Source organism: Pseudomonas sp. QTF5, from assembly GCF_000512695.2.
Taxonomy (GTDB): Bacteria; Pseudomonadota; Gammaproteobacteria; order Pseudomonadales; family Pseudomonadaceae; genus Aquipseudomonas.
In genome coordinates this window covers 19,664-36,302 of record NZ_AZRW02000053.1, presented here as the reverse complement: position 1 = coordinate 36,302, position 16,639 = coordinate 19,664, and the positions used below count along the sequence as shown (strand labels likewise).

The window sequence follows — 16,639 nt, the reverse complement described above, 5'->3', positions numbered from 1 at the left end:
GAGCCCCCTGCGAAAGCTTAGTGGGCGATCGCAGGGGGCGGCGGGGGTAGCCATTTCATTATTCGATCGCATTTCTTCAGGAAGAACTCGGTCAACTGTGGGAGCGGGCTTGCTCGCGAAGGGGCCAGTGGCTACACCGAAGAATCAGGCCAAAACGCCCGAATCCCCGCCACACCCTGCGCGCCGGCTTCCCAGGCTTTCTGCCGCTCTGCCGGGCCAACCCCACCGAGCAAAAACACCGGCTTGCTGAAGCCCTCGATCAAGGTCGAAACCTGTTCCCAACCCAATGGCTGCGCATCCGGGTGCGTCTGGGTCGGCTGCACCGGCGACAGAGTCACAAAGTCCACGCCCATCTGCTCGGCCAGCGCCAGTTCCTCAGCATTGTGGCAGGACGCCGCCAACCAGCGCGAAGCCGGTAGCGGACGCCCGGCCGCCGCGTACTTGCGCAACTGTGCCGATGTGATGTGCCAACCAGCGGACGGAAAGTCCCCCAGCCATTCAAACGGCCCCTTGATCATCAACTGCGCCTTGCCGGCACACAGCCCCGCCGCATCCACCGCCAGATCGCGGTATTGCGGGTCGTAGCCGTTAGGCGCGCGCAACTGAATCAGCTTGATGCCGCCAGCGATGGCTTTCTGAATACCGCGCAGCAAGGCCGGGGTTTCCAGGCCCTCCGGGGTGATCAGGTAGTCGCCAGGCAAACGGGCAGCGGCGACGATCGGCTGGTTGGCGGCCGGAAAGTCGTAGTCCACCAGTTCCCGTGCGTTCACCCAGGCTAAAGGCTGACCTTCGGCGCCATGGGGTTCGCCGGTAAACGCCGAGACTTCCCAGACATCCAGCAATACCTGCTTGTCCGGGTAGTCGTGGCGAACCTTGATCATCGGTCGCGCGGTGTTGACCACAATCCCCAACTCTTCGTGAAGCTCGCGAGCCAGGGCCGTTTCGACGGATTCATCATCCTCGACCTTGCCACCGGGAAACTCCCACAAACCGCCCTGGTGCTGGGTGTCGGCACGGCGGGCAATGAGGATCTTGCCGCTGCTATCGCGGATAACCGCGGCTGCTACATGGACTCGTTTCACCGCTCTATTTCCTCCAGACTGGTTTTGAGCAGCGGGACCTTTCCTGTCGGCGAATGCTTGAGCAGGCGCTCGCGAGTGTCCGGCTGGTTCAGCTTGATCAGTTCTTCGGTGTAGGACGCACCGGTCAGGTCGAGGGCAAGGGCGGCGCGCAGGGACCAGGAGGAATACAGTTTGTCGCCGATGATCAGGTGGAGGCTCATGTTCGGGACCTTTTGATAGGGGGATGGACCAGAATCGTTGGTATCTGGTCGGCCGCCTTCGCGAGCAAGCCCGCTCCCACAGTTAATCGAGTTCTTCCGCAAGAAATGCAATCGAATGTGGGAGCGGCGGTGCGGCGATCCGACTTGCTCGCGAAGGGCGCGACTCGGTCCGGACCTTGTTTACGTACGGTACTCAGCGTTGATCTTCACGTATTCGTGGGACAGGTCAGTCGTCCAGATGGTTTCGCTGCAATCACCGCGACCCAGCTCGATACGGATGGTGATTTCTTCCTGCTGCATCACCGCCGCGCCCTGGGCTTCGGTGTAGGTAGCAGAGCGAGCACCACGGCTGGCGATGCACACGTCACCGAGGAATACGTCGATCTTGCTCACGTCCAGGTTCGGTACGCCGGCACGGCCCACGGCGGCCAGAATGCGGCCCCAGTTCGGGTCGGAGGCGAACAGCGCGGTCTTGATCAGCGGCGAGTGGGCCACGGTGTAACCGACGTCCAGGCATTCCTGGTGATTGCCGCCGCCGTTGACTTCCACGGTGACGAACTTGGTCGCGCCTTCGCCGTCGCGCACGATGGCCTGGGCCACGTCCATGCAGACTTCGAACACCGCCTGTTTCAGCAAAGCGAACAGCGGACCGCTGGCCTCGGTGATTTCCGGCAGCGCAGCCTGACCGGTGGCGATCAGCATGCAGCAGTCGTTGGTCGAGGTGTCGCCGTCGATGGTGATGCGGTTGAACGACTTGTTGGCGCCGTCCAGCAGCAGGTTTTGCAGCACGTCGCGCGAGACTTTGGCATCGGTAGCGATGTAGCCGAGCATGGTCGCCATGTTCGGGCGGATCATGCCCGCGCCTTTGCTGATGCCGGTGACGGTGATGGTCACGCCATCATGCTGGAACTGGCGGCTGGCACCCTTGGGCAGGGTGTCGGTGGTCATGATGCCGGTAGCGGCCGCTTCCCAGTTGTTCACCGACAGATCGTCGAGGGCAGCTTGCAGAGCGCCTTCGATTTTTTCGACCGGCAGCGGCTCGCCGATCACACCGGTGGAGTACGGCAGCACCAGGCTTGCATCGACGCCAGTCAGCTCAGCCAGTTTGGCGCAGGTGCGCTCGGCAGCGGCCAGACCTGGCTCGCCGGTGCCGGCGTTGGCATTGCCGGTGTTGGTCAGCAGGTAACGCACCGGGCCTTGCACGCGTTGCTTGGCCAGGATCACGGGAGCGGCGCAAAAGGCGTTCAGGGTGAACACGCCCGCCACTGTGGAACCTTCGGCACAGCGCATGACCACGACATCCTTGCGCCCCGGGCGCTTGATGCCGGCCGAGGCGATACCGAGTTCAAAACCGGCAACCGGGTGCAACGTTGGCAAAGGACCAAGACCAACAGCCATGAATGCGCTCCTTAAAAAATGTTGTCTGCACCGCTATTGCGATAGACGGTGGTTTAAATGGCAAAACGCCGCGACGGCATAAGCCGGTCGCGGCGCGGGTATTTCAGCGTCTGAAACGGGTTTACTGGATCTGCCCGTGGCAATGCTTGAACTTCTTGCCCGAACCGCAGTAGCACAGCTCGTTACGGCCCAGCTTCTGCTCGTTGCGTACCGGTGCGGTGGCGAGGGCCACATCGACCTCTTCACCCAACACTTCCGGTTGCTCCAGGCCAGGTGCTTCGTCGTGCTGGAACTGCATGCGCGCAGCCAGCGCCTCGGCTTCCTGACGCAGGCGAGCTTCTTCTTCGATCGGGTCTTCGCGGCGAACCTGAACGTGCGACAGCACACGGATCGAGTCGCGCTTGATCGAATCCAGCAATTCGGAGAACAGGGTGAAGGATTCGCGCTTGTATTCCTGCTTCGGGTTCTTCTGTGCATAACCACGCAAGTGAATGCCGTGACGCAGGTGATCCATGGTCGACAGGTGGTCTTTCCACAGGTCGTCCAGTACGCGCAGAACGATTTGCTTCTCGAAGGTGCGCAGTGCTTCGGCACCGGCCTGGTCTTCTTTCTCGTTGTACGCCGCGATCAGTTCGCTCAGCAGCTTCTCGCGCAGGGTTTCTTCGTACAGGTGATCGTCTTCGTCGAGCCATTGCTGAATCGGCAGTGTCACACCGAAGTCACTCTGCAACGCCGCTTCCAGACCGGCCACGTCCCACTGCTCTGGCAGCGATTGCGGTGGAATGTGCGCGCTGACAGTTGCATTGAGCACGTCCTGACGGAAATCGGCGATGGTTTCGCCAATGTTGTCGGCGGCCAACAAACTGTTACGCATGTGATAGATCACTTTACGCTGTTCGTTGTTGACGTCGTCGAACTCAAGCAGTTGTTTACGAATGTCGAAGTTACGGCCTTCAACCTTGCGCTGAGCCTTCTCGATGGCGTTGGTCACCATGCGGTGCTCGATCGCTTCACCGGACTGCATGCCCAGCGCCTTCATGAAGTTCTTCACCCGGTCAGAGGCGAAGATGCGCATCAGGCTGTCTTCCAGCGACAGGTAGAAACGGCTGGAACCGGCGTCGCCCTGACGACCGGCACGACCGCGCAACTGGTTGTCGATACGGCGCGATTCGTGACGCTCGGAAGCGATCACCTGCAAACCTCCCGACTCCAGCACTTGCTGGTGACGTTTCTGCCAGTCGGCCTTGATCTGGGCGATCTGCTCAGGGGTCGGGTCTTCCAGCGAAGCGACTTCAACTTCCCAGTTACCGCCCAACAGGATGTCGGTACCACGACCGGCCATGTTGGTGGCGATGGTCAGTGCGCCCGGGCGACCGGCCTGAGCGATGATCTCGGCTTCTTTTTCGTGGAACTTGGCGTTCAGAACCTTGTGTTCGATGCCTTCCTTCTGCAACAGAGCAGACATGTGCTCGGACGTTTCGATGGTGGCGGTACCCACCAGTACCGGACGGCCCTGAGTCATGCACTCCTTGATGTCGCTGATGATCGCCGCGTATTTCTCTTCGGCGGTCAGGAACACCAGATCGTTGTAGTCTTTACGCGCCAACGGTTTGTTTGGCGGGATGACCATGACCTGCAGGCCGTAGATCTGATGGAACTCGAACGCTTCGGTGTCCGCGGTACCGGTCATGCCGGACAGCTTGTTGTACAGACGGAAGTAGTTCTGGAATGTGGTCGACGCCAGGGTCTGGCTCTCGGCCTGGATATTCAGGTTTTCCTTGGCTTCGATGGCCTGGTGCAGGCCTTCGGACAAACGGCGACCCGGCATGGTACGGCCGGTGTGTTCGTCGACCAGCACGACCTGACCGTCCTGCACGATGTATTCGACGTTGCGATTGAACAGTTTGTGCGCGCGCAGGCCGGCATAAACGTGGGTCAGCAGACCGAGGTTATGCGCCGAGTACAGGCTCTCGCCTTCAGCCAGCAGGCCGACGCGGGTCAGCATGTCTTCGATGAACTGGTGACCGGCTTCGTTGAGTTCGACCTGACGGGTCTTCTCGTCGACGGTGTAGTGGCCAGCCTTGGTGACTTCGCCTTCGACTTCTTCGACGTGCAATTCCAGCTGCGGGATCAGTTTGTTGATCTCGATGTACAGCTTGGAGCTGTCCTCGGCCTGACCGGAAATGATCAGCGGGGTACGGGCTTCGTCGATGAGAATGGAGTCGACTTCGTCGATCACGGCAAAATTGAGTTCGCGCTGGAATTTTTCTTCCATGCTGAACGCCATGTTGTCGCGCAGGTAGTCGAAACCGAATTCGTTGTTGGTACCGTAGGTGATGTCGGCGGCGTAAGCGGCGCGCTTCTCTTCCGGCGGCTGGAATGGCGTGACCACGCCGACCGTCATGCCGAGGAATTCGTAGAGTGGACGCATCCAGTTGGCATCACGGCGGGCCAGGTAGTCGTTCACCGTCACAACGTGCACGCCCTTGCCGGACAGTGCGTTGAGATAAACGCCCAGTGTTGCCACCAGGGTCTTGCCTTCACCGGTACGCATTTCCGCGATCATGCCTTCATGCAAGGTCATGCCGCCGATCAGCTGGACATCGAAGTGGCGCATACCCATGACGCGCTTGCCGGCTTCGCGGGCAACCGCAAAGGCTTCGGGCAGCAGTTTGTCGAGGGTTTCCCCTTTGGCGAGGCGGGCCTTGAACTCGTCTGTCTTGGCACGCAATTGATCGTCCGAAAGGGCTACCATTTGCTCTTCGAAGGCATTGACGAGCTGCACCGTCTTGAGCATGCGTTTGACTTCACGCTCGTTCTTGCTTCCAAAAAGTTTCTTTAACAAAGGCGCAAACATATCGGCAGGATCTTCCACACTAAAGGGATGGAGGGCGGCCCCGTGAGTCGCCCGTGCAGCCCTCATGGCCGCATGCGAACGAGCATTCTACCCGGAAACGATGGTGAGGAAAGTGGCGTTATTCCACGATGCATGCACGGCGCTGTGACGGGGCTCACTTTAAATAAGGGCTTTTTACTGAACTTCAACCCATCGAGGGCACAAGTTACTCGTTGATTTAATGGGTAAAGCGCTCGCAAAGCAATGGGTCGGGGCAGCGGGAGCTTTCTGTTACCATGGCAGCTCTGTTACTTCAGGTGTCTGATCATGGCATTTCGCCCTCTTACGGCCAGAGCACCCGCCGTTCTGCTTCGCGAAGCCAAACCGCTGAAAGCCATCTTTGGCCACGCTCAACGCCTGGGTCATTTACAACGTCTGGTGGAAAGCCAGTTACAACCGGCTGCCCGCGAGCATTGCCATGTGGCGTCGTGGCGAGAAGGCAGTTTATTGCTGATTGTCACCGATGGCCACTGGGCCACCCGCCTGCGTTATCAGCAAAAGCGTCTGCAACGGCAGTTACAGCTGTTCGACGAGTTCGCCAGCCTGACACGGATTCTGTTCAAGGTTCAGCCGCCGACCGTTCAGCAAGGGGCTGCGGGGCATACGATAAATTTGTCGACCGATGCGGCAGCGACCATTCAGGCAACGGCTGACGGGATTACCGACCCGAATCTGCGGGCGGCCCTCGAACGGCTGGCGGCGCACGCCAAACCCAAAACCTGACAAAAATTTAATGTGGGAGCGGGCTTGCTCGCGAAGGGTCCGTTACATCCAACATCAATGTTGACTGTCAGACCGCTTTCGCGAGCAAGCCCGCTCCCACATTTTTACTGTGCCTGCTCGCTACCGGCGTTTGCTGCCACCGAGCAATGAGCCCATCAACCCGCGCACCAACTGTCGGCCCAATTGATTCGCCGCCTGTCGCATCGCTGATTTCAACGCCTGGCCTGCCGCCGTACCGAGGAGTTCCCCGGCCTTGTCGGTGAAACTCGGCTCTTCAGGTGCAGGTTTTCCCGGCACTACTTCAGGATCCGGCGCCAGGCCTTTGCGCCCCATCAGCACTTCATAAGCCGATTCGCGATCGACCGGTTTGTCGTAACGCCCCTTGAACGGCGAACCGGCGATCAGCACGGTGCGTTCGGTTTCGGTCAGCGGCCCGATCCGCGATTGCGGCGGCGCAACCAATACACGCTGGACCATCCCGGGTGTGCCCTTGTCCTGCAAGGTGCCGACCAGCGCCTCGCCGATCCCCAACTCCGTCAACACCGACAAGGCTTCAAATGCCGGGTTCGGCCGGAAACCGTCGGCCACCGCGCGCAGGGATTTTTGTTCTTTGGCGGTAAACGCGCGCAAACCGTGCTGAATACGCAGGCCCAGTTGGGCCAACACATCATCCGGCAAGTCGCCCGGCGATTGGGTGACGAAATACACGCCCACGCCTTTCGAGCGGATCAGTCGCACCACTTGTTCCAGACGCTCCTGCAACGCCTTGGGCGTACCGGCGAACAACAAGTGCGCTTCGTCGAAAAACAGCGCCAGCAACGGTTTCTCGGCATCGCCGCGTTCCGGCAGTTGTTCGAACAGTTCGGCCAGCAACCACAGCAGGAACGTCGCATAGACCTTCGGTGCTTCGTGCACCAGACGACTGGCGTCGAGCAAGTGAATGCGCCCGCGACCATCCACGGCCGGTTGCAACATGTCTTCCAGTTGCAGTGCCGGTTCGCCGAACAACGCTTCAGCGCCCTGCTGTTCCAGCGTCGCCAAACGGCGCAACAGCGCCTGGCTGGAACCGGTGGTCATCAACGCGGCGTCATCCCCCAGCAATTCGGGGCTGTCGCGCAGATGATTGAGCAGCGCCTTCAAGTCCTTCAAGTCCAGCAGCAACAACCCTTCGCGGTCGGCCACCTTGAACGCGGCATAGAGGGCCGACTGCTGACTGTCGGTCAGTTCCAGCAGGCTGCCGAGCAGCAACGGGCCCATTTCGCTCAAGGTGGTGCGCAGTGGATGACCGGACTGACCGTTAATATCCCACAGGGTCACCGGATACGCCTGAGGCTTATGGTTCAGCCAGGGCATGCCGGCGATCCGCTCGGCGACTTTGCCTTGAGGGTTGCCGGCGGCGCCCAGGCCACACAGGTCGCCTTTGATGTCCGCCGCGAACACCGCCACGCCGGCATCGCTGAAGGCTTCGGCCAGACGCTGCAAGGTGACGGTTTTACCGGTCCCGGTAGCGCCCGCCACCAGGCCGTGACGGTTCGCCAGGCGCATGGCCTGGGCGATGGACTGGCCCGCGAGATCGGCGCCGATAACGAGTTGCAATGAGTCAGGCATTTTGTCACCCATGGTTAATCTTTGATCTTTCACGGCCGATATAAAAGACTGAAAAGCGTCGGTAATCCCCCTAAGGAGAGGACGGAAATATCAGCTTGATTCAACCCTGCCCGTTTTGCGTGCCTTTATAAAAGCACGCCCTTAATAATAAGACCTTAGCGGAACCCCAAGCCATGAACAAAAATCTGCGCTTCAGTCATAAAATCCTGCTTGCCGCCGCCCTCATCGTTATTGCTGCCTTCGCCTCGTTCACGCTGTACAACGACTATTTGCAGCGTAATGCCATCCGCGAGGATCTGGATAACTACCTCAATGAGATGGGCGATGTCACCGCCAATAACATTCAGACCTGGCTGTCAGGTCGCATCCTGCTGATCGAAAGCCTCGCTCAGAATATTGCCATCAACTCCGAACAATCCAACGTCGCCAACCTGCTTGAACAGAAGGCTCTGGAGTCGACTTTCATGGCCAGGTACCTGGGTGATGCCAGTGGCACTTTCATCAACCGCCCGGACTCCAAGATGCCGGACGGCTATGACCCCAGAGTTCGCCCTTGGTACAAAGGCGCGGAAAACAGCAATGGCTCGACGCTGACCGAACCTTACATAGATGCGGCGACCGGTCAGACCATCATCTCCATCGCGACCGCCTCGAAGAAAGCCGGGCAAAGCGTGGGGGTGGTAGGCGGTGACTTGAGCCTGCAAACCCTGATCGACACCCTGACCGCGCGTGACTTCGGCGGCATGGGCTATGCCTTCCTGGTCAGCGCCGACGGCAAGATCCTGGTTCATCCGGACAAATCCATGGTGATGAAGTCCCTCAGTGAGGCTTACCCGAAGAACACCCCGCGCATCAGTGGCGGCATTAGTGAAGTCGAGGTCGACGGCAAAACCCGTATTGTCACGTTCACCCCGATCAAAGGCCTGCCATCGGTGAACTGGTACATCGGTCTGTCGGTGGATAAAGACAAAGCCTTCTCGATGCTCAGCGAATTTCGCGCCTCGGCGGTCGTCGCAACCCTAATTGCCGTGGCAATCATCATCGCCTTGCTCGGCATGCTGATCCGCTTGCTGATCCAGCCGCTGCACGTCATGACCCGCGCCATGGAAGACATCGCCGACGGTGAGGGCGACCTGACCAAGCGTCTGGCCATCCAGAATCAGGACGAATTCGGCATCCTTGGCACGGCGTTCAACCGTTTCGTGGAACGGGTTCATACGTCGATCCGCGAAGTGTCCTCGGCCACCGGCCAGGTCAACGAAGTGGCCCTGCGTGTGGTAGCCGCCTCGAACTCGTCGATGTTCAATTCCGACCAGCAGGCCTCGCGCACCAGCAGCGTTGCTGCGGCAATCAACCAGCTCGGCGCCGCGGCCCAGGAAATCGCCCGTAACGCCGCGCAAGCGTCAAATCAGGCCAGCGACGCGCGCAGCCTGGCCGAAGATGGCCAGCAAGTGGTGGATCGCAGCATTAGCGCGATGAATCAGCTGTCGAGCATGCTCAGCGCTTCGAGTACCAACATTGAATCGCTGAACAGCAAAACCGTGAACATCGGGCAGATTCTCGAAGTGATCACCAGCATCTCCCAGCAAACCAACCTGCTGGCGCTGAACGCGGCCATTGAAGCGGCGCGGGCCGGTGAAGCCGGGCGCGGTTTTGCCGTGGTGGCCGATGAGGTGCGTAACCTGGCGCACCGCACTCAGGAGTCGGCACAACAGGTGCAGACCATGATCGAGGAGCTGCAAGTCGGCGCCCGCGAATCGGTCAGCACCATGAGCGAAAGCCAGCGTCACAGCCAGGACAGCGTGGAAATCGCCAACCTGGCCGGCGAGCGCCTGAACAGCGTGACGTTGCGCATCGGCGAAATCGACGGCATGAACCAGTCTGTGGCCACAGCGACCGAGGAACAGACGGCGGTGGTTGAATCGATCAACGTGGATATCACCGAGATCAACACGTTGAACCAGGAAGGCGTGGAAAACCTGCAATCAACCTTGCGTGCGTGCTCGGACCTTGAGCAGCAGGCTTCGCGATTGAAGCAGTTGGTTGGTAGTTTCCGTATTTAGTGCCTGAACTGGCCCCTTCGCGAGCAAGCCCGCTCCCACATTCGATCGCATTTCTTCTGGAAGAACTCGGTCGACTGTGGGAGCGGGCTTGCTCGCGAAGGCGTCCACTCAGACCGCAAATCCCACTGCCCACACCGCAAAACCCCAATCGAACATCTATCCTTCATATAGGTCAACCAAGGGAGAACAAACGGACCGGAGGAATGTTCATCGTGCATATCGCTGACATAACCATGTTCTACGCCCCTGCCAGCGGTGGCGTGCGCACTTATCTGGATGCCAAACACCGTCGCCTGAGCAACAAGCCAGGCATTCGTCACAGTTTGCTGATCCCTGGGGCTCATTTGAGCGAACAGGATGGCATTTACACGGTTCCGGCCCCTGCCCTGCCCTTTGGCAAGGGTTATCGCTTCCCCCTCCGTCTCGCGCCATGGCGCAATGTCCTGCAGGATTTGCAGCCCGATCTGATTGAAGTCGGTGACCCTTACCTGACTGCCTGGGCTGCTTTGGACGCCAAGCGGCAACTCGATGTGCCAGTGATCGGTTTTTATCATTCGGATCTGCCGCTGTTGGTCAGCAATCGCATGGGCAACTGGGTTACACCCAATGTCGAAGCTTATGTCAGCAAGCTCTATGGCAACTTCGATCGGGTGCTGGCGCCGAGTCAAATCATGGCCGATAAACTGATCGGGTTGGGCGTGAAGAACGTTTTCGTACAACCGCTGGGCGTCGACCTGCAAACGTTCAACCCCGGTAAACGGGATCCAGGCTTGCGGGCTGAATTGGGCATCGATGAAAACACTCATCTGCTGATCTTCGCCGGCCGTGGATCCAAGGAAAAAAACCTGCCAGTGCTGCTCAAATGCATGAAACGCCTGGGTCGTCGCTATCACCTGTTACTGGTGGGCTCGTCAATGCCGACCCTGGTACCGCGCAATGTCACCGTCCTCGATCAGTTCTACCCGGCGGCGCAAGTCGCGCGCTTGATGGCCAGTGCCGATGCGCTGGTGCATGCCGGTGACCAGGAAACCTTTGGCCTGGTGGTCCTCGAAGCCATGGCCAGTGGCATTCCGGTGGTGGCCGTGGCGGCCGGGGCTTTTCAGGAAATTGTCACCGATCAATGCGGCCTGCTTTGCGCACCGAACAATCCAACAGCGATGGCCAATGCTGTACGCGAACTGTTCAGCCAGGGCAGCGCCGCGCTGGGCAAACAAGCCCGCAGCCATGTCGAGCAGCATTACGCCTGGGACATCGTGGTCGACAGCCTGTTGGGCCACTATCACGCCGTACTTGGCAGCCATTGGCCGCTGACCGCCAATGGCTGACACTATGAACGCGCCCAGCCTGTTACTGGTGCTGCACGATGTTGCGCCGCAAACCTGGCCGGACTACCAAGCCTTCGTCGAAGCCGTCGACGCGCTGGGTGAGGTACCGATCACCTGGCTGGTGGTGCCAGACTTCCACAAACATAACGACCTGGACGCGTATCCGGCATTTCGACGTTTGCTGACCCGTCGCGTCGCTCGCGGCGACGAACTGGCACTGCACGGTTACTTCCATTGCGACGAAGGACCTATCCCTATCACTCCCCGAGACTGGTTCATGCGCCGAATCTACACCCATGAAGGCGAGTTCTACGACCTGTCACAGGAAGCCGCCCTCACCCGTCTGCGTGCCGGAATCGAGGTGTTCCACCGTTACAACTGGCCATTGGAAGGTTTCGTCGCTCCGGCCTGGCTGATGAGCGAAGGCACCCGCCAAGCCTTGCGCCAGGTACCGCTGCGCTACACCAGCGACTCGCAGCATCTGTATCGATTGCCGGATTTCACCGCGGCCGATGCCCCGTGCCTGGTCTGGAGCGCGCGCAGCGCCTGGCGCCGCGGCCTGTCGAAAATCGTCAGCGATCAGCGCGAACAACGTTGGCGCCAGGCGCCGGTGATTCGTCTCGGCCTGCACCCGGTGGACATGCGCCATGAGTTCTCGCGTCACTATTGGCTGCGCACCCTCAAACGCTTGCTCGACGAGGGTCGTGTGCCGATGACCAAGGCCAACTGGCTGGCACAGCAACGCGACGCCGTCGGTCGCGCCGCATGAGCCGCGGGATTCTGCTGGTCGTTGCCCTGCTCGCTGCGGTGCTCATCCCGTCGTTGCTGGGTGGCGGAGAGACATGGTCGCGGTTGCAAAGCTTTCCATTGAAGTGGCTGCTGATCATGTTCGGCATGATCCTGCTCTGCTGGATGCTCAACACCCTGCGCTTGCGCCTGTTGCTGGGGGATCAGCGCGACAAGATCAGTCGCTTCAAAAGTCTCGGGGTGGTGATGTCCGCCGAGTTCGCCTACTGCGCCACCCCCGGCGGCAGTGGCGGACCGCTAACCATCATGGCGTTGCTGGCACGTCACGGCGTGCGGCCGGCCAGGGGCAGCGCCGTGTTTGCCATGGACCAGTTGAGCGATCTGCTGTTTTTTCTCTGCGCGCTGAGCGGGATTCTGATTTATGCACTGTTCCAGCACCTCAGTCAGCGCATGGAGTGGCTGCTGACCGTCAGCGCTATCTCGATGTTCGGCGGGCTGTTCAGTTGCGTATTAGCGGCTCGCTACCACCGAGCGCTGATTCGTCTGAGTGGTCGGTTACTCGCTCGCCTCAATGTCAAAGGCACCACCCGGATGCGCTGGGCGCGAAAGCTCCTGCACTTCCTGGCGGCGTTCACTGACACACTGAAGTTGCCCTTTCAGACGTTGATCACGGTGTTTGCACTGACCTGCCTGCATTGGCTCTTGCGCTATAGCGTGCTGTATCTGGCATTGCGTGGGCTGGGCGTGGATTTGCAGTGGGCCTGGTGCTTTCTGATCCAGATGCTGTCGCTGAGTGCCGGGCAGTTCAGCCTGTTGCCGGGCGGTGCCGGGGCGGCGGAATTGACGTCGGCGGCGCTGCTGGCGCCCATGGTCGGAAAATCCACCGCGGCGGCGGCGATTCTGATCTGGCGGACAGTGACTTATTACTTCTATCTGGTGGTCGGTGGGCCGGTGTTTTTGCTGATGCTTGGGCGGCCATTGCTCAAGAAGTTGATGAAGTTCAAACAAGCTTAAACGATCCCCTGTGGCGAGGGAGCTTGCTCCCGCTGGGCCGCGAAGCGCCCCCCTTATCCCCAAAAAGAGGGGACTGCTGCGCAGTCCAACGGGAGCAAGCTCCCTCGCCACAGGCTACTCATCGCTTGTTCTATCTCTTAACTGACTGGCATTTAGGGCAAGCCCCCTCACACTCAACTGCTCCCACAACTCGGCAGCACCAGGAAACTCCGTGCCGTCTTCGGGGCTCAGGTCATCCGGGTCATAGCGACTCAAACAGCCCTCACCCAATGTGTCGGGGGCTTTGGAAGTGGCTTTGTCCAGTGGATCGGCCATGGTCATGTTCTCTCTTCACCTGGATCGTTCCCACGCTCTGCGTGGGAACGATCCGCAGACCATCAGAACACGACGGTTTTGTTGCCATGCACCAGTACCCGGTCTTCCAGGTGATAACGCAGACCACGGGCCAGTACCATTTTCTCGACATCACGACCGAAGCGCACCATGTCTTCGATGCTGTCGCTGTGACTCACACGTACCACGTCTTGCTCGATGATCGGACCGGCGTCCAGCTCTTCGGTGACATAGTGGCAAGTAGCACCGATCAACTTCACACCACGCATCGAAGCCTGGTGATACGGCTTGGCCCCAACGAACGACGGCAGGAAGCTGTGGTGAATGTTGATGACTTTATGGGCATATTCGCTGCACAGCTCGGGCGGCAGAATCTGCATGTAACGGGCAAGCACTACCACTTCGGCCTCGTGCTGTTTGACCAGACGCGAGACTTCGGCGAAGGCCGGCTCCTTGTTCTGTGGGTTGACCGGGACATGGTAATAAGGAATACCGTGCCACTCGACCATGCTGCGCAAATCATCATGGTTGGAAATCACGCAGGCGATTTCACAGTCCAGTTCGTCACTGTGCCAGCGGTGCAGCAAGTCGGCCAGGCAGTGGGATTCGCGGCTGGCCATCAACACCACGCGTTTCTTCTGCTCGGTGTCGGTGATACGCCAGTCCATCGAGAACTCTTCGGCAATCGGTGCAAACGCTTCGCGAAAGGCTTCGATACCGAAAGGCAGCGAATCGGCACGAATTTCGTGACGCATGAAGAACCAGCCACTGAGATTGTCCGAGTGATGGCTCGCTTCAGTGATCCAGCCGTTATGGGACGCCAGAAAGTTACTGACTTTAGCAACGATGCCGACGCGGTCCGGGCAAGCAATCACCAGCCGAAAAGTGCGCATGAGGGGGAAACTCCAGAACTTCGCAAAGGCCGCCATTCTAGCGATTGCGCAGCAAAACTGCAGTATTGATGACGCATGGCCTTGCATCACGGTCCGAGGCACAGGTTCCGGCAGCGCCATTCGTCAATGCGATGGTGCTCTTGTAGCCAGTCTTCAACAGGTCAACTGTGAATATTTGTGACGCTATTTAACTGCCACTCCAATGTGTGCCCTATTCCGAACTAATTTAAATAAAACCCCGGTTAAATGTTTACTTGATGAAACACCCTGACTATTATTGTCGCACTGTCACCCTGCCATCCAGCGCCCAACATAAGGTAGTCCTCATGTCCTTGATCAACGAATATCGCGCCACCGAAGAAGCTATCAAAGAGCTGCAAGCCCGTTTGAAGAACCTGTCCCAAGACGACAAACTGCAAACCGAGCTGGAATTCGAAGGCAAACTGCGCACCTTGATGGGCGAATACTCCAAATCCCTGCGTGACATCATCGCGCTGTTGGATCCAGAGTCCAAAACCAAGGCTCCACGTGGCGGCGCAGTAAAAACTACTGGCACCAAGCGTGCTCGCAAAGTTAAACAATACAAAAACCCGCACAACGGCGAAGTCATCGAAACCAAAGGTGGCAACCACAAGACTCTGAAAGAGTGGAAAGCCAAGTGGGGCGGTGACGTGGTTGAAGGCTGGGCTACCCTGCTGGGCTAAGCCGCAAGCTTGTCGTGGACTGATCCGCGACCTGAAGAACGCCAGCAAATGCTGGCGTTTTTTTATGCCCGGAATTCAAGTGAAGATCATTTTCGTTTTCAAAGATTCAAACGATTGCGTAATACCTGGACATGATTTTGCCATTCATCCAGGACCTCTCGCTGAAACGATGTAGCATTTATCGTCAATTGCGCGGCTTCCTTCAGAAAACTTTCCAGCGTATTTGGCGCGCCCCACTCCGGCGCAGTCAAACGTTGCTGACAGAAAATTCGCCAGCGCTCTTGCTCTTCAAAGCTCAACGTATCGGGAAAGTTGCGTGCGCGATAACGAAACAACAATTCAGGCAAACGTTCATCATCGAAAGGCCACTGTTCTTGTGCTAATTGCGCAGGGTCGGCGATTCTGACTTGCTCACATAGACGCCGGTCCCGATCACCGATAAAACCGTCGTATAACTGTTGCTCGGGGTCCAGGCTCGGAGAGAAATCGTCGCTGGCGTAAATCCCCAATACTTTATCTCGCCAAACTTGTTGTGCGTCACTTAGCCGCAGCGCCCGTTGCTGATAAAGCGCCATATCCAGCCCCAAACGTTGCTGATCTAGAGGACGAAGTACCGACAACGGCGCCACTACGGGGCACTTGTTGATGTGTATGAGCTTGAGCGGCACCGGCAGTTCGCCTTCGGCCAAGTCATCGCGGCGGGTATAAAGCCGCTGACGCAAGGTTTCGGCATCCAGGTCGAGCAGCCCCTGAGGGTCCAGGTGCAAGTCACAGACAATCAGCGCGTTGCGATTACGTGGATGCCAGGCCAACGGCAGCACCACACCCACATAGTTGCGGGCCGCCGAAAAGCGCCCGGAAATATGCACCATCGGCTGCAACAGCCGAATTTGATCCATGACCTTTTGTTTGCTGCGCAATTGAAACAGCCAGTCATATAACTTCGGCTGTTTTTCCCGAATCAGACGCGCCAGGGCGATGGTGGCGCGAACGTCCGACAGCGCCTCGTGTGCATGCCCGTGATCGATGCCATTGGCGGCGGTCAGACGTTCGAGTTTGAGCGTGACTCGCCCTTCGTCGTCCTTGGGCCAGACGAGGCCATCGGGACGCAAGGCATAAGCCGCGCGCACCACATCGATCAGGTCCCAGCGGCTGTTGCCGCCCTGCCACTCCCGAGCATAAGGATCGAAAAAGTTTCGATACAGGCTATAACGGGTCATCTCATCGTCGAAACGCAGCGTGTTGTATCCCGCCCCACAGGTGCCGGGCGCCGCGAGCTGGGCATGAACCCGTGTCATGAAATCGGCTTCGCTCAAACCCTGCTCGGCCAGACGCGCGGGCGTAATACCGGTGATCGCGCACGCTGCCGGATGCGGCAGGATGTCGTCACTGGGCTGACAATAAAGATTGACCGGTTCGTCTATTTCATTGAGATCGAAGTCGGTGCGAATCCCCGCCACTTGCAGTGGTCGATCGCAACGGGGGTTGATGCCCGTGGTTTCGTAGTCGTACCAGAAGATTGAAGTCACGGGCGGTTCCTGAACTGAAGATCGGCGAAGTCTAGGCGCACGACCGCCATCGCGGCCAGCACCGCGTCATTCAATCACTTCGCGTCACATGATGTGCAATACATAGTTATGTCGTTTTCCCCCG

13 protein-coding genes and 2 pseudogenes are annotated in these 16,639 nt (G+C 58.9%); 7 read left to right on the top strand and 8 right to left on the bottom strand.

The features are described 5' to 3' along the window. Positions 1-131 precede the first annotated feature (131 nt). The 4 genes and pseudogenes from IC37_RS26860 to secA form a co-directional block, all read right to left on the bottom strand. A complete protein-coding gene (locus tag IC37_RS26860) occupies positions 132-1,082 on the bottom strand; it encodes a Nudix family hydrolase (RefSeq protein ID WP_030129420.1) in 951 nt (316 codons plus the stop codon). A 20-nt stretch (positions 1,083-1,102) separates the two neighbouring features. Next, positions 1,103-1,282: pseudogene (locus IC37_RS26855) on the bottom strand (glutathione S-transferase N-terminal domain-containing protein); the annotation flags it as partial. A 180-nt stretch (positions 1,283-1,462) separates the two neighbouring features. Then, the gene (gene argJ / locus IC37_RS26850; protein ID WP_008015216.1) at positions 1,463-2,680 is read right to left on the bottom strand and encodes a bifunctional glutamate N-acetyltransferase/amino-acid acetyltransferase ArgJ; all 1,218 of its coding nucleotides are present in this window, start codon (positions 2,678-2,680) and stop codon (positions 1,463-1,465) included. Between the two features lie 121 nt (positions 2,681-2,801). Further along, on the bottom strand, positions 2,802-5,537 hold the full coding sequence (secA, locus tag IC37_RS26845; protein ID WP_030129418.1) for a preprotein translocase subunit SecA: 2,736 nt from the start codon (positions 5,535-5,537) through the stop codon (positions 2,802-2,804). A 306-nt stretch (positions 5,538-5,843) separates the two neighbouring features. Between secA and IC37_RS26840 the strand changes: the two genes are divergently transcribed. Further along, positions 5,844-6,299: a DUF721 domain-containing protein gene (locus IC37_RS26840; RefSeq protein ID WP_007906612.1), complete on the top strand. Its 456-nt coding sequence runs from the start codon at positions 5,844-5,846 to the stop codon at positions 6,297-6,299. A 120-nt stretch (positions 6,300-6,419) separates the two neighbouring features. Here the strand turns inward: IC37_RS26840 and IC37_RS26835 are convergent, their stop codons facing one another. After that, positions 6,420-7,907, bottom strand: a complete 1,488-nt coding sequence (locus IC37_RS26835; RefSeq protein WP_033864869.1) for a helicase HerA-like domain-containing protein — start codon at positions 7,905-7,907, stop codon at positions 6,420-6,422. A gap of 173 nt (positions 7,908-8,080) precedes the next feature. On the opposite strand from IC37_RS26835, the pseudogene IC37_RS31080 reads away from it, so the two are divergent. From IC37_RS31080 to IC37_RS26815, 5 genes and pseudogenes are all read left to right on the top strand, one after another. After that, positions 8,081-9,112 (top strand): annotated as a pseudogene (locus IC37_RS31080) (cache domain-containing protein); the annotation flags it as partial. A gap of 93 nt (positions 9,113-9,205) precedes the next feature. Then, positions 9,206-9,970 (top strand): methyl-accepting chemotaxis protein, encoded by a 765-nt coding sequence (locus IC37_RS31075; protein ID WP_371916352.1) that lies wholly within the window; start codon positions 9,206-9,208, stop codon positions 9,968-9,970. 203 nt (positions 9,971-10,173) lie between these two features. Then, on the top strand, positions 10,174-11,295 hold the full coding sequence (locus tag IC37_RS26825) for a glycosyltransferase family 1 protein (protein WP_030129415.1): 1,122 nt from the start codon (positions 10,174-10,176) through the stop codon (positions 11,293-11,295). Then, positions 11,288-12,064, top strand: coding sequence for a DUF2334 domain-containing protein (locus IC37_RS26820; RefSeq protein ID WP_030129414.1), 777 nt, complete (start codon positions 11,288-11,290; stop codon positions 12,062-12,064). Before IC37_RS26825 ends, IC37_RS26820 begins: the two co-directional genes overlap by 8 nt. Further along, positions 12,061-13,056 (top strand): lysylphosphatidylglycerol synthase transmembrane domain-containing protein, encoded by a 996-nt coding sequence (locus IC37_RS26815; protein ID WP_030129413.1) that lies wholly within the window; start codon positions 12,061-12,063, stop codon positions 13,054-13,056. Before IC37_RS26820 ends, IC37_RS26815 begins: the two co-directional genes overlap by 4 nt. A gap of 114 nt (positions 13,057-13,170) precedes the next feature. On the opposite strand, the gene IC37_RS26810 is transcribed toward IC37_RS26815, so the two are convergent. Further along, complete coding sequence (locus IC37_RS26810; protein ID WP_051414814.1) at positions 13,171-13,371, bottom strand: hypothetical protein; 201 nt, start codon at positions 13,369-13,371, stop codon at positions 13,171-13,173. A gap of 62 nt (positions 13,372-13,433) precedes the next feature. After that, the gene (purU, locus tag IC37_RS26805; protein WP_007903852.1) at positions 13,434-14,282 is read right to left on the bottom strand and encodes a formyltetrahydrofolate deformylase; all 849 of its coding nucleotides are present in this window, start codon (positions 14,280-14,282) and stop codon (positions 13,434-13,436) included. Positions 14,283-14,608: 326 nt separating this feature from the next. Between purU and mvaT the strand changes: the two genes are divergently transcribed. After that, positions 14,609-14,986 (top strand): histone-like nucleoid-structuring protein MvaT, encoded by a 378-nt coding sequence (mvaT, locus tag IC37_RS26795; RefSeq protein WP_007933316.1) that lies wholly within the window; start codon positions 14,609-14,611, stop codon positions 14,984-14,986. A 98-nt stretch (positions 14,987-15,084) separates the two neighbouring features. Here mvaT and sbcB read toward each other — a convergent pair whose 3' ends face one another. Next, positions 15,085-16,515 carry an exodeoxyribonuclease I gene (sbcB, locus tag IC37_RS26790; RefSeq protein ID WP_030129412.1) on the bottom strand — a complete coding sequence of 477 codons (1,431 nt, stop codon included), beginning with the start codon at positions 16,513-16,515 and terminating at the stop codon, positions 15,085-15,087. Between the last annotated feature and the right edge of the window lie 124 nt (positions 16,516-16,639).

Excerpts from the sequence above, each read along its gene's own strand:
- argJ (WP_008015216.1), bottom strand. The coding sequence starts at position 2,680 with ATGGCTGTTGGTCTTGGTCCTTTGCCAACGTTGCACCCGGTTGCCGGT.
- secA (WP_030129418.1), bottom strand. The coding sequence starts at position 5,537 with ATGTTTGCGCCTTTGTTAAAGAAACTTTTTGGAAGCAAGAACGAGCGT.
- IC37_RS26840 (WP_007906612.1), top strand. The coding sequence starts at position 5,844 with ATGGCATTTCGCCCTCTTACGGCCAGAGCACCCGCCGTTCTGCTTCGC.
- IC37_RS26835 (WP_033864869.1), bottom strand. The coding sequence starts at position 7,907 with ATGCCTGACTCATTGCAACTCGTTATCGGCGCCGATCTCGCGGGCCAG.
- IC37_RS31075 (WP_371916352.1), top strand. The coding sequence starts at position 9,206 with ATGTTCAATTCCGACCAGCAGGCCTCGCGCACCAGCAGCGTTGCTGCG.
- IC37_RS26825 (WP_030129415.1), top strand. The coding sequence starts at position 10,174 with ATGTTCATCGTGCATATCGCTGACATAACCATGTTCTACGCCCCTGCC.
- IC37_RS26820 (WP_030129414.1), top strand. The coding sequence starts at position 11,288 with ATGGCTGACACTATGAACGCGCCCAGCCTGTTACTGGTGCTGCACGAT.
- IC37_RS26815 (WP_030129413.1), top strand. The coding sequence starts at position 12,061 with ATGAGCCGCGGGATTCTGCTGGTCGTTGCCCTGCTCGCTGCGGTGCTC.
- IC37_RS26810 (WP_051414814.1), bottom strand. The coding sequence starts at position 13,371 with ATGGCCGATCCACTGGACAAAGCCACTTCCAAAGCCCCCGACACATTG.
- purU (WP_007903852.1), bottom strand. The coding sequence starts at position 14,282 with ATGCGCACTTTTCGGCTGGTGATTGCTTGCCCGGACCGCGTCGGCATC.
- mvaT (WP_007933316.1), top strand. The coding sequence starts at position 14,609 with ATGTCCTTGATCAACGAATATCGCGCCACCGAAGAAGCTATCAAAGAG.